A 2,350-nucleotide genomic window follows, 5' to 3' on the forward strand; every position below is an offset into this window, starting at 1 on the left:
ATGGCCCGAACCAAAACGCTCTTTAATGTTTGCAACTCCCTCTATTGTTGGGATATTACCATCAGGCACAGGACGTTCTTCCCTTTGAAATCCGGGGTTCAAACTATCATCAATCATTACAGGTCTGTCAATTGTATCGTTATCATCATTATTATTAGTTGGGTCTCTATCAAGGTTCCCGGCATTATTAAATGAATCATTGTTATGATCTTGTGGCATATATTTCACTCCTTCGCTTATATTATCCGCTGATGGCATTAATCTATTCGCACGCTGTTCTTACCCGTAATCCATATAGTAACGAATCCTGTATTTTCTAATCCGCAACAACGCCAATTCTCTTGAATGGTCATCAAGTGCGAAGTGTCAAAAGTTTTTTTAAAATGAAAGGTTATTGTTTTCCTATTATCGCTATTGGGATTCTGGTGCTATCAAATAAAAAGAGCTTGATGGGAAGATATAAAAACAATTGGTTCGAAAATATCATTTTATCTTTAGCTTCCATTTTAGCGGTTTGGTCCGCCATTCAATTAGCTACAACCTTTTTTAAAATAATGGTAGATTATAGGTAGAGGTATTTCAAAATACATGTGTCTGCATTTGATCCCGATGGGGTCCTACTTTATTGGAAGTGAGGGTACTAATGATGAAACCGAAAGTAATCATTTATAAGAAAGTGGATCAAGAAGTGTTGGATTATGTTCGAGAGACTTGTGATGTCGTTTATTTTGAAGGTCTTGACTCACGAAATTATCCTGAATTCCTTCAAGAGCTGAAGGACGCACAAGGTATATTAGGTTCAGGATTAAAAGTGGATAAAACTTTACTGGATCAAGCACCGCAATTAAAAATCGTCTGTAACTCATCAGTTGGTTACGACAATTTGGATATAACCGAGTTGTCCAATCGAGGAATCATGGCCACGAACACTCCAGAGGTATTGAATGAGACAGTCGCAGATACGATTATGGGCTTGATGCTGTCCACAGCGAGAAGAATGCCGGAGATGGATCAAATGGTAAAGTCAGGGCAATGGACATCGAATATCGGAGAAAAATCATTTGGGTTGGACGTCCATCATAAAGTATTAGGGATTATCGGGATGGGCGGAATAGGTTCCGCCGTTTCAAAAAGGGCCCGTTTTGGATTCGGTATGAACATCCTATATCACAATAGATCTAGAAACGAAGAAGCAGAACAAAAGTATGGAGCTACATACTGTTCTCTGGAAGATCTGTTAAAGCAATCTGATTTTGTCTGCTTGATGACACCGCTGACTCCCCAAACTGAAAAGATGATGGGGGAAAAAGAATTCAAGCTCATGAAAGAGACTGCCATCTTCATCAATTGTTCAAGAGGTAAAACAGTGGATGAAGAAGCCTTGATCACTGCGCTAAAAAACGGTGAAATTCACGCGGCTGGACTGGATGTCTTTGTACAAGAGCCCGTCCAGGAAGACAATCCATTGCTTTCCATGAAGAATGTCGTCACATTGCCTCATATCGGTTCCGCAACATATGAAACCCGCCTGAAAATGGCGAAGCTGGCAGCGACCAACCTTGTAGCCGGAATACAGGGAGAAGCTCCGCCTACCTTGATTAAAGCTGGGGTAAAGGTGAAGTGAATTCTTAAACAGCATTTATAAATTAAGACGGATAGCCTTATTTGGGGCTATCCATTTTTTGATTTCGCATTATTCAATAAAACAAACAAGCCCTCACTATAAAGGAGGGCTTGTTTGTTACTATAGATTTCCACTCCAGGCACTCGCTTCCCTTGGATACGCTATTCCGGCAGTAGTTTTGTACGTTTCGTTCTCTAGTAGTTGATTATTTCCATCGCTCTAACTTCGGGATGCCCCTAGAAAAAAACTTAGCAATAAATTTAGGCATTTTCATATTTTCAATCATATGATTTTGAACAAATTTTTGCATTTCCATCGCAGTAATATTTTGAGTGAATTCACCATTCATATAACAATGACTGCAATATTTAGTGCTTTTACTACCATCTTTTTCAGTTCCTCCACCTAATTCATCTTTAGATAGCGGCATTCCACAACTCTGGCATGTTTTATATTTTTTCATGATAGATTCTCCTGCAAAAAGTTTTATTCTAAACATTATCTAACAAACAAAATGAAGTCAAGACAAGATGAATCACATATCATCGAAACGACGAATCAACCGTTAATGTGGGTGTTGCCGTTATGTAAGGCAGGACTAGCGGAGCATTTTTTCAAATAGTCATAAAAATAACCAGTCAAGCCACTGCTCAACTGGTTATGGATATACATGTTAAATTAGAGTTTAAAATGACGATTCATTATGGCAACTGTTGTGCAATATAC

3 protein-coding genes are annotated in these 2,350 nt (G+C 38.7%); 1 reads left to right on the plus strand and 2 read right to left on the minus strand.

The window, feature by feature from the left end; genetic code table 11:
- Positions 1–219 (minus strand): hypothetical protein (locus ACFVSH_RS25565; protein WP_387708559.1); only part of this gene is annotated, 219 nt, incomplete at its 3' end.
- 427 nt (positions 220–646) lie between these two features.
- Between ACFVSH_RS25565 and ACFVSH_RS25570 the strand changes: the two genes are divergently transcribed.
- Entirely contained in the window at positions 647–1,624 is a 978-nt protein-coding gene (locus ACFVSH_RS25570) for a 2-hydroxyacid dehydrogenase (protein WP_387603748.1), read from the plus strand.
- Positions 1,625–1,829: 205 nt separating this feature from the next.
- Here ACFVSH_RS25570 and ACFVSH_RS25575 read toward each other — a convergent pair whose 3' ends face one another.
- Complete coding sequence (locus ACFVSH_RS25575) at positions 1,830–2,087, minus strand: zinc ribbon domain-containing protein (protein ID WP_387603708.1); 258 nt, start codon at positions 2,085–2,087, stop codon at positions 1,830–1,832.
- Positions 2,088–2,350: the final 263 nt, after the last annotated feature.

The organism is Peribacillus sp. NPDC058002 (genome assembly GCF_042886655.1).
GTDB classification, from domain to species: domain Bacteria; phylum Bacillota; class Bacilli; order Bacillales; family DSM-1321; genus Peribacillus; species Peribacillus aracenensis.

What these genes read in the sequence shown, in the direction of transcription:
- ACFVSH_RS25570 (WP_387603748.1), top strand. Translation starts at nt 647, where the DNA reads ATGAAACCGAAAGTAATCATTTATAAGAAAGTGGATCAAGAAGTGTTG.
- ACFVSH_RS25575 (WP_387603708.1), bottom strand. Translation starts at nt 2,087, where the DNA reads ATGAAAAAATATAAAACATGCCAGAGTTGTGGAATGCCGCTATCTAAA.